Raw genomic sequence first — 15,647 nt, 5'->3', positions numbered from 1 at the left:
CCGCAAAGGGCAGTCGAGCAAGCTCGACTCTACAAGGTCCCACCCGATGCAGTAGATCCACGCCATGCGTGGATGAACCGCCCGCATTCACCGCTTCGCGCGCATCCTCGCCAGCGCCAGATACATCGCCGGCGTCGTGTACAGCGTCAGCCACTGGCTCACCAGCAACCCGCCGACAATCGCGATGCCCAGCGGCTGCCTCAGTTCCCAGCCTTCGCCGTTGGCCAGCATCAACGGCAGGGTGCCCAGCAGTGCCGCCAGCGAGGTCATCAGGATCGGCCGCAGGCGAAGCCGTGCCGCATCCATCACCGCCTCCTGCGCACTCAGGCCCCGCCGCTCCCCTGCCAGGGCAAAATCCACCAGCAGGATGGTGTTCTTCATCACCACGCCCACCAGCAGGAACAACCCCAGCAACGCGATCAGGTTCAGTTCGTTGCCGAACGCCCACAGCGCCAGCAGCGCGCCGATGCCGGCCGAGGGCAGGGTGGACAGGATCACCAGCGGCTGCAGGAAACTTTCGTACAGGATGCCCAGCACCAGATAGACCGCCAGGGTGGCACCCAGCACCAGCCACAGCTGGCGAGAACGCAGCTGGTCCAGGCCACCGGCCTCGCCCGACAGCTTGGCCTGCACCGTGCGCGGCAACATCAGCTTGGCCATCGCCGCGTTGATGGCCTGTGTGGCCTGTTCCAGGCCGACGCCCGGTGCCAGCGCGAACTCGATCCAGATCGAGGCGAACTGTTCGCTGTGGTAGATGCGGTCCGGTGCCATGCCATAACGCCAGCTGGCGATGGTGGACAGCGGAATGCGCTGGCCATTGCCATCCACTACCTGCAGTCGCGCCAGCGTGCCCGGGTCCTGGGTATGCTTAGGGTCCAGTTCCATCACCACGCGGTACTGGTTGAGGCTGTCGTACAGGGTGGCGACCTGGCGCTGGCTGAAGGAGTTGTTGAGCACGTTGGCCACGGTGCGCAGGTTGACGCCATGGCGCGCGGCGGCTTCGCGGTCGATGTCCAGCACGACCTGGCGCATGCCGGCCTCGCCCTGCGCTTCCACATCCACCAGCTCGGGCAGGGTGCGCAGCGCGGCGGCAACCTTGGGCGCCCACTCGCGCAACGGCGCCATGTCCGCCGACAGCAGCTGGAATTCGTACTGGCCGCTGCTGCCGCCACCTTCCAGGCGGATGTCCTGGTCGACCCACAGGTAGAGATTGCCGCCGGGCAGCTTCGGCAGGCGTGCGCGCAGGCGGTCGATCACTTCCTGGCTGGACACCTTGCGCTCGGCCAGCGGCTTCATCTTGATCATGATGAAGGCGTTGTTGACGCCGTTGCTGCCGCCGATATATCCGATGATGTCTTCGATGGCCGGGTCGGACAGCAGCAGCGTGCGGTAGGCATCGATCTTCGGCTGCATGGCCTGGAACGAAAGCCCATCGTCGCCGCGCGCGAAGCCCCGCAGCTGTGCGGTGTCCTGCTTGGGCACCACGCCCTTGGGTACCTGCTGGAACAGCCACGCGTTGAGGGCGATGACTGCCACGAACGCCAGCAGCGGCCAGCGCAGCCGACGCAGGCTTGCCTGCAGGGTGCGCAGATAGGCGGCGCGCACGCGCTCGAACAGTGCATTGCTGCCGCGCTGCCAGCGCGACGCCTGCTGCGCGTCATCCACGAACAGGCGCGCGCACAGCATCGGCACCAGGCTGAGGGCAACCACCACCGACACGCTCATCGCTGCCACCAGGGTCAGCGAGAATTCGCGGAACAGGCGCTCGACGAAATCATCCAGGAACAGGATGGAGACGAACACCACCGCCAGTGCCACATTCATCGACAGCAGGGTGGCGCCCACTTCGGCCGCACCGCGCACGGCGGCCTGCCAGCGGTCGGCGCCCAGTTCGCGGTGGCGGGCGATGTTTTCCAGCACCACGATGGCATCGTCCACCACCAGCACCGCGGCGACGATCAGGGCCATCAGCGAAAGCGTGTTGAGCGAGAAGCCCATCAACGCCACCAGCGCCAGCGTGCCGAACAGCACCACCGGGATGGCCACGCTGGGCACCAGCGCGGCGCGCCAGTGGCCAAGGAACGCCAGCACTACCAGCACCACCAGGGCGATGGCCAGCACCAGGGTCAGCTCGGCTTCGTGCAGGGTGGCGCGGATGACCGGCGAGCGGTCCATCACCAGCCGCATGTCCACGCTGGGCGGCAGCAGCGCGTGCAGCTGCGGCAACTGCGCCTGGATGGCATCGACGGTGGCGATGATGTTCGCACCGGGCTGGCGGCTGACGATCAGCAGCACCGCCGGGCGTTCGTTGTGGAAGCCGCTGGCGTAGCGGTCTTCCACGCCATCGGCCACGGCGGCCACATCGCCCAGGCGCAGGGTGCGGTCGTCGCTGACCTTCAACGCCAGTTCGCGGTACTGCGCGGCCTGGCGCAGCTGCAGCGGTGCTTCCAGCTGCCAGTGCTGGCGGTCATCGCCCACCGCACCCAGCGGTCGCACCGCGTTGGCGCGGCCGATGGCCTGGGCCACGTCTTCCAATGCCAGCCCGGCGTGGTTGAGGGCGTTCGGGTCCAGCGATACGCGCACCGCCGGCAGGGCGCTGCCGCCCACCTGCACTTCGCCCACGCCCGGCACCTGCGAGAGCTTCTGCGCCAGTACGGTGGACGCCAGGTCGTACAGCTGGCCCGGTGGCAGCGTGTCCGAGGTCAGCGCCAGTGCCAGGATCGGTGCCTGCGAGGGATTCACCTTGCGGTACTGCGGCATGCCCGGCATGCCGCTGGGCAACTGCCCGCGTGCCAGGTTGATGGCCGCCTGCACTTCGCGCGCGGCTTCGTCGATATCGCGGCCGAGCACGAACTTCAGCTCCACCGAGGTCTGGCCCTGGGTGCTGGCCGAATCGATGCGCGAGATGCCGGGCAGGCTGCCCAGGGCGCGTTCCAGCGGTGTGGCCACGGTGGCGGCCATCGACTCGGGCGAGGCGCCGGGCAGGCTGGCGCTCACTTCGATGGCCGGGTAATCCACCTGCGGCAGCGGCGCCACCGGCAGCATGCGCAGCGCCAGCAGCCCGGCCAGCACCAGCGCCACCGCCAGCAGGATCGTCGCCACCGGTCGCTGCACGCAGGCCTGGGCCAGGCGTGCGATGGGGCTCATGCGCGGGCCTCGCCGGGCATGGCGGGGGCGGCCGTGCGCCGCCGCTGCAGGCGGTCGAAGGCCAGGTAGATCACCGGGGTGGTGAACAGGGTCAGCACCTGGCTGACCAGCAGGCCGCCGACCATCACCCAGCCCAGCGGTTGCCGCAGTTCCGCACCGGAACCACTGGCCAGCATCAGCGGCACCGCGCCGAACAGCGCGGCCAGCGTGGTCATCAGGATCGGCCGGAAGCGCAGCAGCGCCGCCTGGTGGATCGCCTCGCGCGGGGCCATGCCACGCGTGCGCTGCGCGTCCAGCGCGAAGTCGATCATCATGATCGCGTTCTTCTTCACCAGGCCGATCAGCAGCACGATGCCGATCACGGCGATCAGATCCAGGCTGCGCCCGCTCACCCACAGCGCGGCCAGCGCGCCCACCGTGGCCGAGGGCAGGGTGGAGAGGATGGTGATCGGGTGCACGAAGCTTTCATAGAGCACGCCCAGCACGATGTACATCACCACCACGGCGGCCAGGATCAGCCACAGCGTGGACGACAGCGAACTGCTGAACGCTGCGGCCGCACCCTGCAGGCGCAGTTCGATGCTGTCGGGCAGGGCGATCTGCGTGCGCGCCGCTTCCACGGCGGCGGTGGCTTCGCCCAGTGAGGCACCCCGTGCCAGGTTGAACGACAGCGTGGCCGCTGGGAACTGGCCCACATGGTTGCGCAGCAGTGCCGCCGGCCCCAGTTCCACCCGCGCTACCGCGCCCAGCGGTACGGTCTGCCCATCGCTGTTGCGCACGCGCAGGCCACTGATGGCGTCGGGCCCGGGCTGGCCCGAGGGATCGGCTTCCAGCACCACGCGGTACTGGCTGGCCTGGGTGAAGATGGTGGAGATCTGCCGCTGCCCGTAGGCGTCGTACAGCGCATCGGCCACCGCTTCCACGCTCACGTTCAGGCGCGCGGCGGCATCGCGGTCGATGTTCACCCGCGCCTGCCGGCCCTGCATCTGCAGGTCGCTGGCTACATCGCGCAGCGCCGGCTGCTGGCGCAGGGCGTGCAGCAGCTTCGGCGTCCAGGTTTCCAGCGTCTGCTGTTCGGGCGTGGTCAGGGTGAACTGGTACTGGTTGCGGCTGATGCGGTCTTCGATGCCCAGTTCCTGCACCGGCTGCAGGTACAGGGTGATGCCGGGAATTTTCGACACGCGGTGCTGCAGCCGTTCCATCACTACGGCGGCGCCTTCGCGGTCGCCATGCGGCTTCAGTTCGATCAGCAGGCGGCCGGTGTTGAGCGTGGCATTGTTGCCGTCCACACCGATGTACGAGGACACGCTGGCCACCGCCGGGTCGGCTTCGATGGCCGCTGCCAGCGCCTGCTGGCGCTCGCGCATGGCCTGGAAGGAAATCGCCTGCGGTGCTTCGCTGATGCCTTGCACCAGGCCGGCATCCTGCACCGGGAAGAAGCCCTTGGGCACGGCGAAGTACAACGCCACGGTGAGCGCCAGCGTGGCGACGGTGGCCAGCAGCATCAACGGCTGGCGCTGCAGCACCCACTGCAGCTGGCGGTCGTAGACGGCGATGATGCGGTCGAAGACATCCTGTTTTGGGGTCGGAGCCCTGGCGGGATCCGACCCCTGGGCCGGGGGCAGATCCCCTTGGGGCTCTGACCCCTTCGCATGCGGCTTCAGGAAGCGCGCACACAGCATCGGCGTCAACATCAGCGACACCAGCAGCGAAATGCCGATCGCTACCGCCAGCGTCACCGCGAACTCGTGGAACAGCGCGCCCACCAGATCGGCCATGAACAACAGCGGGATCAGCACCGCGATCAGCGAGACGGTCAGCGAGACCAGGGTGAAGCCGATCTCGGTCGCACCCTTCAGCGCCGCCTCGCGCGGGCTTTCACCGTCTTCCAGATGGCGGGCGATGTTTTCCAGCATCACGATGGCATCGTCCACCACGAAGCCGGTGGCGATGGTCAGTGCCATCAGCGTGAGGTTGTTGAGCGAATAGCCGGCCAGCAGCATCACCGCGAAGGTGCCGATGAGCGAGAGCGGCACCGCCACGCTGGGAATGAGAGTGGCCGGCAGGTTGCGCAGGAACACCCAGGTGACCAGCACCACCAGGCCGATGGCCAGCACCAGTTCCTTCTGCACGCCGCGCACGGAGGCGCGGATCGATTCGGTGCGGTCACTCAGCACGGCCATCTGCACGCCCGCCGGCAGCGTGGCCTGCAGCTGCGGCAGCAGCGTGCGTACCTGTTCAACCACGGCAATCACGTTCGCACCGGGCTGGCGCTGGATGTTTACCAGTACCGCCGGCGTGGTGCCGCTCCAGGCGGCCAGCTGGCGGTTCTCGGCGCCATCGGTGATGGTGGCCACATCGCCCAGCCGCAACGGGGCACCGTCGCGCCAGGCCAGCACCAGGGCGCGGTACTCATCCACGCTGCGCATCTGGTCGTTGGCATCGAGCATCACCGCGCGGATCGGGCCATCGAAACTGCCCTTGGGCAGGTTGACGTTGGCCGCAGCGATGGCGGTGCGGATGTGGTCCATGCCCAGGCCGTTGGCGGCCAGTGCAGCCGGGTTCACCTGGATGCGGACGGCGGGGCGCTGGCCACCGGCCAGGCTGACCAGGCCGACGCCCGGCAGCTGCGAAAGGCGCTGCGCGATGCGCGTGTCCACCAGATCGTGCACCTGTGGCAGGGCCAGCGCCTGCGAGGTCACCGCGAGGGTAAGGATGGGCGTGTCGGCCGGGTTGACCTTGCGGTACACCGGCGGCACTGGCAGATCATCCGGCAGGAAGCTGCCGGCTGCGTTGATGGCGGCCTGCACATCCTGCTCGGCCACGCCCAGCGCCACATCCAGGCCGAACTGCAGGGTGATGACCGAGGCACCGCCGGAACTGGTGGACGACAACTGCTTCAGGCCGGGAATCTGCCCGAGCTGGCGTTCCAGCGGCGCGGTGATCGTGCGCGTGGTCAGTTCCGGACTGGCGCCGGGGTACAGCGTGGTGATCTGGATGATCGGGTAATCGACCTGCGGCAGCGCCGCCACGGGCAGCAGGCGGTAAGCCAGCACGCCGGACAGCAGCAGCGCCACCATCAGCAGCGTGGTGGCTACCGGGCGCAGGATGAACGGACGCGACAGGTTCATGCGCCGGCCTTGGCCGCCTTCGCTGCAGCAGCGGGTTCGGCGATGATCTCCACCGCGGTGCCGTCTTCCAGCCCGTCGATGCCTTCGATCACCACCTGGTCGCCAGCCTGCAGGCCCGAACGCACGGCCACGCGGCCCTCATCGGCCGGGCCCAGCACCACGGTGCGGCGCTGTGCCTTGTTGTCCTTGTCGACGATGTGCACGTAGTTGCCCTGGCTGCCGAACTGCACGGCGGCATCGGGAATCAGCAGTGCCGGGTGTTCGCCCAGCTGCAGGCGCACGTTGACGAACTGGTTGGGGAACAGGGCCAGGCCCGCGTTGTCGAACTGCGCGCGCAGCTTCAGCGTGCCGGTGGCGGTGTCGATGCGGTTGTCGACGCTGGACAGCGTGCCCTGCGCCAGTGCCTTGCTTTCGCTGCGGTCCCAGGCTTCCACCGGCAGGCCGGCCTGCGCCTGCACGGCGTCGAGCAGGGCCGGCAGTTCCGGTTCGGGCACGGTGAACAGCACGCTGATCGGAGCAGTCTGCGCCAGGGTCACCAGGCCGTCGGTGTCGCTGGCGTGCACCAGGTTGCCGACATCGAGCCGGCGCAGGCCGACGCGACCGCTGACCGGTGCGGTGATGCGGGTGTACTGCAGTTGCAGGCGCGCTTCGTCCACCGAAGCCTGATCGCTGATGCGTCGGCCCTGCAGCTGGCGGACTTTGCTCTGCTGGTCGCTCAGTTCCTGCCCGGACACGTAGTTCTGCTTCTGCAGTTCGCGGTAGCGCTGCAGCTGGCGTTCGGCGTTTTCCAGTTCGGCCAGGTTCTGCTGCTGGGTGCCCTGTGCCTGCGCCAGCTTCACTTCATAGGGGCGCGGGTCGATCTGCGCGAGCAGATCACCGGCCTTGACCTGTTGGCCTTCCTGGAAATGCAGGCGCAGCAGTTCACCATCCACGCGGCTGCGCACCACCACGCTGTGCAGCGGGGTGACGGTGCCGACGGCCTTCAGGCGCAGCTGCAGCGGTTCGGCGCTGGCGCGGGCCACGCGCACCGGTACGGTCTTGCCCGGCCCTTCGGCCACGTCCGCATCGGCGCGCGGCCACGCCCACCAGGCCACCAGGCCGATCACGATGATGGCGGCGGGAATCGCCCACCTGCGGTGGGAACGCGACGGGGTGCTACGGGACGGCTCAACAGCGGACATGGGGCATCCTGCGCCCTGCGGGCACGCAGGGACATGTACGCCCGGTCACGCTTCATGCGCAGCGGGCAGCGGGGGAGGGGAGTTGTCTGGCGGGGCCGCGAGCGCAGCGTGGCTGGATGCCGTCGCGCGTGCGACGGGGCGTCAATGGTAGCCAATCAGACCGGCGAATGCCGCATGACCTTGGTCATGTCCTATCACCGGTAGTGCCGGCCGCTGGCCGGCAACCTGCTGGAATTTGTGGGCGTGTGCAGCGTTGCCGGCCAGCGGCCGGCACTACCGTCAAACGGTCAATGCACTTCGTCGTGGTACACGAACTTGGGCATTTCCCAGCGGTAGTGGATCGCCAGCAGGCGCACCGCGAAGCCGCCGCCCAGGCAGCACAGGATGGCGGTGGCATCGGCCACGCCCCAGCGCAGCAGCAGCAGGTACACCGCGCCGGTCAGCAGCGAGATGATCGCGTACAGCTCCTTCTGGAAGATCAGGGGCACTTCGTTGCAGAGGATGTCGCGCAGCACGCCGCCGAAGGCACCGGTCAGCATGCCGGCAATCAGCACGATGGGCATCGCATGGCCGGCCTCGCGTGCAATCGAGCAGCCGATCAGGGTGAAGGCAATGAGCCCCAGGCCATCCAGCACCAGGAAGGTGCGGCGGAAGTGATGCATCCAGCGCGCCACCCAGGTGGCGATCAGCGCCGCGCACACGGTGAAGCCCAGATACTCGGGGTGCTTCACCCAGCCCAGCGGGTAGTGGCCCAGCAGGATGTCGCGCAGCGAACCGCCACCGAGGGCGGTGACGCAGGCGATCATGACCACGCCGAACAGATCCATGCGACGGCGGCCTGCGGACAGGGCGCCAGTCATGGCTTCGGCGGAAATGGCGACGAGGTAGATGATGGACAGCAGCATGGGAAAGGCTCCGGGCGCGGTGGGGCCGGCCATGCGCGTATACCGCCACTGCCTGCGCAATGACGGGATGACGATGACCGGTGCCGCTCCCGCTGTCCTTTTGCCTGAGAGTTCAGCGGGATGAACCGCGTGCCCCTTCGGCGGATCGTGCCGGGCGTGCCCGGTGACCTCTCTCCAGCTCGGCGAGTCGAATGCATGGTTGGTGGGATTCCAGCCCACCGGCCTGAGCGATCATGGGAGCCTGCGCCTTCGGCGGGCGCCAGCGTGGCGCCTCTCTCCTGCATTCGGCCGCCAGTATATCCGCTGCAGTGCAGCACGCCATAATCTCCCCATGACCCGTCCGCCCGTGCCCTGGTTCCTGTATCTGCTTGAGTGCCGGGATGGCAGCTATTACGCCGGCATCAGCACCGACGTGGCGGCCCGTTTCGCCGCCCACCAGGCCGGCAAGGGCGCCCGCTACACACGGGCCCGGCCGCCGCTGCGCATCCTCGCCGTGCGCGAATACCCGGACCGCGCCGCTGCCTCACGTGCCGAATGGCAGCTCAAGCAGCAGCCGCGTGAACGCAAGCTGGCCTGGCTGCAGGCCCCGGCCCAGGCCGTCCCGTAGATCCACGCCATGCGTGGATGGGCGCCGATGAAATGCGCCTGATGCAGTAGATCCACGCCATGTGTGGATGGGTGCCGCACCCATGCCATCATCGCCAGACGCCCAGCGCTGGAGACCCGGAATGCCCACGCTTGCCCTGCTGTTTGCTGTTGCCGGTGCGACGAGCCCGGCCGCCGACCCGGCCACCCTCGCGGCCATCGAAGCCACCTGCCACGACTACGTGGACGGCCAGTTGGAGGCCGACCCGCAGCGCGTGGCCCGGTCCCTGCACCCGGACGTGGCCAAGCGCGCGGTGCTGGGCGATACGCCGGATGAGCGACTGGGCCTGCGCCGCATGTCCAAGGAAGAACTGGTGGCTCTGACCAAGCAGGGCGCGTTGAAGACTCCGAAGGAGCAATGGGACCGCCGCTGCACGGTGCTGGATGTCACCGGCAACGCGGCCTCGGTGCGGCTGGAAACCCCGTGGTTCGTCGACTACTTCCACATGGGTCGTTTCGACCAGCGCTGGGTCATCGTCAATGCGCTGTGGTATCCGAAACCGAAGGCGGAGTAGATCCACGCCACGCGTGGATGGCCTCGCCGCGCTCAGCTCTCCATCGAAACGCCAAGCACCTCGCCGTCCTCATCGAACTCGACACTCAGCACATACTGCGAGACGTCGCCCGGCAGCTCGAAATCGACGTGCACCGATCCATCGTCTCCCCAGGGCGCGCGCGGCTGCAGCAGGCCCAGCACCGCGCTGGCCGCCGGCGTGGCCGTGCCCAGTTGCGCGTTCCAGTACCCGGCTTCGATCTCGTCCAGATGATGCTGGATGAACAGGTCGACGCTGTCCTCGCCTTCTTCGGTGCCCAGCAACTGTTCAAGGGCGGTGCGGGCGCGCTTCTGCTGGGCGTCAGGGGTGGTCATGGCATTCCTTTGCGTAGTGGTTGAGAGGCGGGGTCAGAGCCCTTTCCTGCGGAAAGGGATCCGACCCCAGGGTCGTGCAGGCCATTACCTCGGCCGTCGGTCTTCCTGATCATCGCCGAAGATGATGCGCGCGCTGCGCTGGTAGCTCCAGTACGCCACCGCCCAGTTCAACAGCACCACGATGCGGTTGCGGAAACCGATCAGGAAGAACACGTGCGCGGCCAGCCAGAACCACCAGGCCAGGATGCCCGACAGCTGCAGCTTGCCCAGGTGCACGATGGCGGCCATGCGGCCGATGGTGGCCAGGTTGCCGTAATCGGCGTACTTGAACGGCCCCGGCGTCGGCTTGCCATGCAGGCGCGCACGGATCACATCGGCCACGTACTTGCCCATCTGCTTGGCGGCAGGCGCCACGCCGGGCACCGGCTTGCCGTTGGCTTGGTTCACGGCGGCCAGATCGCCGGCCACGAACAATTCGGGATGGTCGGGCAGGGTCAGGTCGGGCTGCACCAGCACGCGGCCGGCGCGGTCCAGCGGTACGTCCAGCGTGCGCGCCAGCGGCGAGGCGGCCACGCCAGCGGCCCAGACCACGGTGCGTGCGGGCACGAACTGCTCGCCCAGCTTGAAGCCCTGGCTGTCGATGTCGCTCACCGGGGTGCCGGTCAGCACTTCCACGCCCAGCTTTTCCAGCTGCCGGCGCGCCTTCAGCGAAAGCACTTCGGGGAAGGAGGACAGCACGCGCGGGCCCGCCTCGACCAGGCGCACCGTGGCGCTGGCCGGGTCGATGTGGCGGAACTCGTTGCGCAGGGTGTGGCGGGCGATCTCGGCCAGGGTGCCGGCCAGTTCGACGCCGGTCGGGCCGCCGCCGACCACGGCAAAGCTCAGCCAGGCGGCCTTCTTCGCCGGGTCCGGTTCGGCCTCGGCGCGCTCGAAGGCCAGCAGCAGCTTGCGGCGCAGGGCGATGGCATCGTCCAGGGTCTTCAGGCCCGGCGCATCGGCCGCCCACTGGTCGTTGCCGAAATAGGCATGGGTGGCGCCGGTCGCCAGCAGCAGGCTGTCGTAGCCCAGGGTGCTGCCATCGGCCAGCTGAACCTGGCGGGTGGCCTTGTCGATGGCGACGACCTCGCCCAGGCGCACTTCCACGTTGCGCTGGTGGCCGAGGATATGGCGCAGCGGGGCGGCGATATCGGGGGCGGACAAGCCGGCGGTGGCGACCTGGTACAGCAGGGGTTGGAACAGGTGGTGGTTGCGGCGGTCGAGCAGGGTGATCCTGATCTTCTCGCGGGCCAGGGCCCGGGTGGCCCAGAGGCCCGCAAAACCGCCGCCGATGATGACCAGGTGGGGGACTGGTTCGCGGCTCATCGACGTACTCCAGAGGGGGATGGATGTCGCCCTGCATCATCGCACGTCACATGGCGGGCAGTGGCCATGGGTGATACTCCGCTCAGCCTGCAGCCCACCGAGGAAATCATGTCTGAACCGGAAAAGCGCATCGCCCTGCTGATCGACGCCGACAATGCGCCGGCATCGAAGATCGACGAAGTCCTGGCCGAGGTCGCCCGCTATGGCGTGGCCAACGTGCGCCGTGCCTATGGCAACTGGAAGAGCCCGCGGCTGAAAGGCTGGGAAGCGGTGCTGCACGAGTACGCCATCCGCCCGATCCAGCAGTTCGCCTACAGCAAGGGCAAGAATGCGTCGGACATGGCCATGGTCATCGATGCGATGGACCTGCTGTACGCGCGCAACCTCGATGGCTTTGCCATCGTGTCCAGCGATGCCGACTTCACCCCGATGGTGATGCGCCTGCTGACCGATGGCGTGAAGGTCTATGGCTTCGGTGAAAAGAAAACGCCGGAGCCGTTCGTCAATGCCTGTTCCAAGTTCACCTACCTTGAAGCGCTGGGCCAGACCCATGCCAGTGTTCCCGATGTCGAGGCCGGGGCCGAACAGGTGCCTGCCGGGCAGGTGGGCAGCGATGAAGTGCGCCCGCGCAAGAACAGCGCGGAACTGCGCAACGACACGCGCTTGGTGAAGATGCTGCGCCGTGCGGTATCGGCGGCCGAGGGCGAAGACGGCTGGTCGCACCTGGGCCCGGTCGGCAGCCAGATCGGCAACCAGGCCTCGTTCGATCCACGCAACTACGGGTATGGAAAACTCAGCGATCTGCTGGCAGCCATCGGCCTGTTCGAGCTGAAGAAGGACGGCAAATCGTCCTACGTGCGCGCGCTGCCGAAAAAGAACCGGTAGCGCCGGCCGCTGGCCGGCACATCAGAGAGACCGGTAGTGCCGGCCGCTGGCCGGCACATCGACGCCGCGACTCAGATCACCCGCGCATCGGAACCCGCATGGCCGTCGGCAAACCCGGCGGCGAAATCCTCGACGCCATTGAAGGCCAGCAGCAACAGCCCCGCACACAGCAGCTGGTTGCGGCTGGAACGGCGGTAGCCCAGCACCAGCATCACCAGCCCCGCTGCCAGCAGAACGTAGTTCAAAGCATCCCATGCAGTCACGTCGTCTCTCCCTGTGGATGGGCGTATCGTAGCGGCTCCGCGCCACCGTGGCGCACCGCTGCAGGCAAGGGAATCCGCAATGTTGAAGATCTGGGGCCGCCGTAATTCCAGCAACGTCCGCAAGGTGCTGTGGTGCGCCGAAGAAATCGGGTTGCCGTACGAATGCATCGAAGTGGGCGGCAGCCATGGCGGCACGCAGTCACCCGAGTACGTGGCGATGAATCCCAACAGCCTGGTGCCGGTGATCGAAGACCACGGCCTGCCGCTGTGGGAATCGAACACCATCGTGCGCTACCTGAGCGCGCGCTATTCGCTGGGCACGCTGTACGCCGAAGATGCGATGGAGCGTGCGCAGGCCGAGAAGTGGATGGACTGGAGCACCTCGCGGATGGCATCGCTGTACTCCGAACTGATCTGGGGAATCATGCGCACCGCCCCGGCCGACCGCGATGAAGCACGCATCAACGCCGCCATCGTGCGTGCCGGTGATTACCTGGCGATGGCCGATGCAACCCTGGCCAGGCAGCCGTGGCTGTCGGGCGAGACATTCGCGATGGGCGACATTCCGCTGGGCTCGTTGATCTACGCCTGGTACGAACTGCCGATCCAGCGCCCGGACCTGCCGCACCTGGCCGACTGGTACGCCCGCCTGCGCGAGCGCCCGGCGTACCAGCGCGGCGTGATGTCGCCGCTGACGTAAGCGGGGGCGACCGGGGTCGGGGTCGGATCCCACCTGAAGGGTGGGCTCTGACCCCAGCGCCGATCCTCAATACAGATCCGTCGGATCCACATCCAGCGACCAGCGCACCTTGCGTGCCTCCGGCAGCGCGTACAGCTGCGGCACCAGTTGGGCCAGCACGCCGTGCAGCGGTGGCCGCTGCAGCGCCGACAGCAGCAGCTGCGTGCGCTGGTAGCCGGCGCGGCGTGGCATCGGCGCCGGCATCGGCCCATAGGCCTCCACGACGTTCTGCTCCCCCAGCAACTGACGCGCCGCCAGCAGGAAGGCGTTGGCATGTTCCACCTGCTGGGCTTCCGCACGCATCAGCGCAAGATGCGCGAACGGAGGAAAGCCGGCGGCCTGGCGCTGGTTCAGTTCAGCCTGCGCGAACGGGTGGTAGCCACCGTTCACCAGGGTTTCCAGCAGTGGATGACCGGGGTGGTGGGTCTGCAGCCACACTTCGCCGGGATCACGCGCGCGGCCGGCACGCCCAGCCACCTGGATCAACTGCTGCGCCAGTTTTTCGCTGGCACGGAAATCGGCCGAGAACAGGCCCTCGTCGATGCCCACCACCACCACCAGGGTCAGCTTGGGCAGGTCGTGGCCCTTGGCCAGGATCTGCGTGCCGACCAGGATGCCGGGCTGGTCGCCCAGCTTCGCCAGCTGCTGTTCCAGCGCATCGCGGCGCGCGGTGGTGCCGCGGTCGATGCGCACCACCGGGTAATCGGCGAAGGCGCTGACCAGGTGTTCTTCCAGGCGTTCGGTGCCGATGCCCTGCGGCTGCAACGCGAGGCTGGCACAGGCGGGGCAGGCCAGCGGCGCCGGCTGGCGCGCGCCGCAGTGGTGGCACTGCAGGCGGCGGCCACCGCCGTGCACGGTCATCGGCGCATCGCAGCGCTGGCAGGGCGCGGTCCAGCCGCAGTCGTGGCACAGCAGTACCGGTGCGTAGCCGCGGCGGTTCTTGAAGACCAGCACCTGCTGCCCGCGCCGCAGATGCTCGCCGATGCCGGCCAGCACGTCGTCGCTGAGGCCATCGTGCAGCGGCCGCTTGCGGACATCCAGGATGCGCACGCGTGGCGGCCGCGCATCACCTGCGCGCTGCTTCAGGCGCAGATGGGTGTAGCGGCCTGCGTAGGCGTTGTGCAGGGTTTCCAGCGAAGGCGTGGCGCTGCCCAGCAGCACGGGAATGCCCAGTGCCTTGGCCCGCACCAGGGCGAAATCACGGGCGTGGTAGCGGATGCCATCCTGCTGCTTGTAACTGCCGTCGTGTTCCTCATCGACGATCAGCAGGCCGGCGTGTGGCAGCGGGGTGAACACCGCTGAGCGGGTCCCTACGATCACCCGCGCCTCCCCGCGCGAAGCGGCCGCCCAGACGCGCGCGCGTTCGTTGTCGCTCAACCCCGAGTGCAGGGCGTGTACCGCGATGCCCAGGCGGCCCCGGAAGCGCGCCAGGGTCTGCGGGGTCAGGCCGATTTCCGGCACCAGCACCAGCGCCTGCTTTCCCTGCGCCAGGCAGTGGATGATGGCCTGCAGGTAGACCTCGGTCTTGCCGCTGCCGGTCACGCCATCCAGCAGGAACGCATGGAACCCGTCGGCGGCGCTGATCGCGGCCACGGCTTCGGCCTGTTCGGCATTGAGGGTGGGGCCGGGCAGGGGCTGTGCATGCTGGGGCGCCACGCTCAGAACCACGCGCTCGGCCAGTTCGCGCTTGGCCAGGCTGCGTGCGGCCGTGCGCCAATCGTCCATGCGCGCGCCCAGCACATCCTCATCAACCACGGCCTCGCCCAGCAATTCGGCCAGTTGCCGGGGACGGCTACCGGCGCGCAGCTTTTCGCGCTGGGCCTGGCCGGCGGCGGTCAACTGCCAGCCCCAGTGATGGGTGTCGGGCAGGGCTTCGCCGTGGCGCAGCGGGCCGGGCAGGGCCGTGTTCACCACCTCGCCCAGCGGGGAGTGGGTGTAACGGGCCAGCCATTGCAGGCTCTGCCACAGCTCACCCTGCAGCAGCGGCTGCGGGTCGCACCAGGCCAGCGCCTGCCGCAGGCCTTGGCCGTCGTCCACCTGGCCATGGCCGGCCACCATCCCCACCAGCTCGCGGTTGCCGAACGGCACCTTCAGCCGGCAGCCGACCGGCACGGCCGGGCCGGGGCCTTCCGGGGGCAGGTAGTCGAACAGGCGCGGCAGCGGGACGGGCAGGGCGACCTGCAGGGTCGGGATGGGGTCGAGCATCGGCGCAGTGTAACGGGCCGGGCGGGAGCCGATGGCAGAGCGGAGGACGGCGCCCGCAGTGGCCGCGGAATCATAAATGTCACCTAAATACAGGTGGCTATTAGAGATTCAGTCTTATCCACATCTTCTGTGGATAACGTTGTGTGTTACCGGTCAGCGGAACCGCATGAGGCCGATGGCGACAGCTTTACACTCGGGTTGGTCAAAAAATAGCCATACTTAAAACATCATTGAAATCAATGATTTGAGTGTGAAACATTGCTGAAACAGGGTGAATGCGCTGGCTCAGCCCGGTTCGTTGCCCGGCACGATTGAT

At 68.0% G+C, this 15,647-nt stretch carries 12 protein-coding genes and 2 riboswitches; of the genes, 4 read left to right on the top strand and 8 right to left on the bottom strand.

Translation table 11 applies throughout. The features are described from left to right. Positions 1–87: 87 nt before the first annotated feature. The 4 genes from C1924_RS17775 to C1924_RS17760 form a co-directional block, all read right to left on the bottom strand. Positions 88–3,147 carry an efflux RND transporter permease subunit gene (locus C1924_RS17775; protein ID WP_108766490.1) on the bottom strand — a complete coding sequence of 1,020 codons (3,060 nt, stop codon included), beginning with the start codon at positions 3,145–3,147 and terminating at the stop codon, positions 88–90. Then, on the bottom strand, positions 3,144–6,278 hold the full coding sequence (locus tag C1924_RS17770; RefSeq protein WP_108766489.1) for a multidrug efflux RND transporter permease subunit: 3,135 nt from the start codon (positions 6,276–6,278) through the stop codon (positions 3,144–3,146). The genes C1924_RS17775 and C1924_RS17770 overlap by 4 nt, the downstream gene beginning before the upstream one ends. Continuing rightward, entirely contained in the window at positions 6,275–7,459 is a 1,185-nt protein-coding gene (locus C1924_RS17765) for an MdtA/MuxA family multidrug efflux RND transporter periplasmic adaptor subunit (RefSeq protein ID WP_108766488.1), read from the bottom strand. The genes C1924_RS17770 and C1924_RS17765 overlap by 4 nt, the downstream gene beginning before the upstream one ends. A 287-nt stretch (positions 7,460–7,746) precedes the next feature. After that, positions 7,747–8,364 carry a trimeric intracellular cation channel family protein gene (locus C1924_RS17760; protein WP_108766487.1) on the bottom strand — a complete coding sequence of 206 codons (618 nt, stop codon included), beginning with the start codon at positions 8,362–8,364 and terminating at the stop codon, positions 7,747–7,749. 82 nt (positions 8,365–8,446) lie between these two features. Next, positions 8,447–8,552, bottom strand: a riboswitch (glycine riboswitch). A gap of 13 nt (positions 8,553–8,565) precedes the next feature. Then, a riboswitch (glycine riboswitch) is annotated at positions 8,566–8,655 on the bottom strand. A 40-nt stretch (positions 8,656–8,695) separates the two neighbouring features. Between C1924_RS17760 and C1924_RS17755 the strand changes: the two genes are divergently transcribed. Further along, positions 8,696–8,971 carry a GIY-YIG nuclease family protein gene (locus C1924_RS17755; RefSeq protein ID WP_108766486.1) on the top strand — a complete coding sequence of 92 codons (276 nt, stop codon included), beginning with the start codon at positions 8,696–8,698 and terminating at the stop codon, positions 8,969–8,971. Positions 8,972–9,092: 121 nt separating this feature from the next. Then, the gene (locus tag C1924_RS17750) at positions 9,093–9,524 is read left to right on the top strand and encodes a nuclear transport factor 2 family protein (protein ID WP_108766485.1); all 432 of its coding nucleotides are present in this window, start codon (positions 9,093–9,095) and stop codon (positions 9,522–9,524) included. Between the two features lie 32 nt (positions 9,525–9,556). Here C1924_RS17750 and C1924_RS17745 read toward each other — a convergent pair whose 3' ends face one another. Next, the gene (locus C1924_RS17745; protein ID WP_108766484.1) at positions 9,557–9,877 is read right to left on the bottom strand and encodes a DUF2004 domain-containing protein; all 321 of its coding nucleotides are present in this window, start codon (positions 9,875–9,877) and stop codon (positions 9,557–9,559) included. Between the two features lie 84 nt (positions 9,878–9,961). After that, the gene (locus C1924_RS17740; protein WP_108766483.1) at positions 9,962–11,239 is read right to left on the bottom strand and encodes an NAD(P)/FAD-dependent oxidoreductase; all 1,278 of its coding nucleotides are present in this window, start codon (positions 11,237–11,239) and stop codon (positions 9,962–9,964) included. Positions 11,240–11,347: 108 nt separating this feature from the next. Here C1924_RS17740 and C1924_RS17735 point away from each other — a divergent pair, with 108 nt between their 5' ends. Next, positions 11,348–12,124 (top strand): NYN domain-containing protein, encoded by a 777-nt coding sequence (locus tag C1924_RS17735; protein ID WP_108767115.1) that lies wholly within the window; start codon positions 11,348–11,350, stop codon positions 12,122–12,124. Positions 12,125–12,195: 71 nt separating this feature from the next. Here C1924_RS17735 and C1924_RS20385 read toward each other — a convergent pair whose 3' ends face one another. Continuing rightward, a complete protein-coding gene (locus tag C1924_RS20385; RefSeq protein WP_133249454.1) occupies positions 12,196–12,387 on the bottom strand; it encodes a hypothetical protein in 192 nt (63 codons plus the stop codon). 79 nt (positions 12,388–12,466) lie between these two features. On the opposite strand from C1924_RS20385, the gene C1924_RS17730 reads away from it, so the two are divergent. Continuing rightward, on the top strand, positions 12,467–13,087 hold the full coding sequence (locus tag C1924_RS17730) for a glutathione S-transferase (protein ID WP_108766482.1): 621 nt from the start codon (positions 12,467–12,469) through the stop codon (positions 13,085–13,087). Between the two features lie 66 nt (positions 13,088–13,153). On the opposite strand, the gene C1924_RS17725 is transcribed toward C1924_RS17730, so the two are convergent. Beyond that, a complete protein-coding gene (locus C1924_RS17725; RefSeq protein ID WP_108766481.1) occupies positions 13,154–15,331 on the bottom strand; it encodes a primosomal protein N' in 2,178 nt (725 codons plus the stop codon). Positions 15,332–15,647: the final 316 nt, after the last annotated feature.

This window comes from Stenotrophomonas sp. ESTM1D_MKCIP4_1, assembly GCF_003086895.1.
Taxonomy (GTDB): Bacteria; Pseudomonadota; Gammaproteobacteria; order Xanthomonadales; family Xanthomonadaceae; genus Stenotrophomonas.
This window is presented reverse-complemented; position numbering and strand designations above follow the sequence as displayed.